Origin of the sequence: Lactobacillus corticis (assembly GCF_018327645.1) — a bacterium.
GTDB classification, from domain to species: Bacteria; Bacillota; Bacilli; order Lactobacillales; family Lactobacillaceae; genus Lactobacillus; species Lactobacillus corticis.
On the sequence record NZ_BMAY01000099.1, the window covers coordinates 1 to 201 of the forward strand.

Genomic DNA, 201 nt, shown 5'->3' on the forward strand with positions numbered 1-201 from the left:
CCTCGATTACGGCGCTGGTAGTATTCGAAAGCGCGATGATCAGCGAGATCGTGCGCGCCGGGATCGAATCGATCGACTACGGACAGATGGAAGGTGCACGAAGCAACGGGATGACGTACGTGCAGGCCATGTACCACATCATCGTGCCGCAGGCGGTGCACAACATGATACCGGCGCTGCTGTCGCAGTTCGTATCGCTGG

General features: G+C 58.7%; 1 protein-coding gene. It reads left to right on the forward strand.

The window, feature by feature from the left end; all coding sequences use genetic code 11:
- The coding region (locus KI210_RS08905) for an ABC transporter permease subunit (protein WP_212781492.1) at positions 1–201 on the forward strand (201 nt) is incomplete at both ends.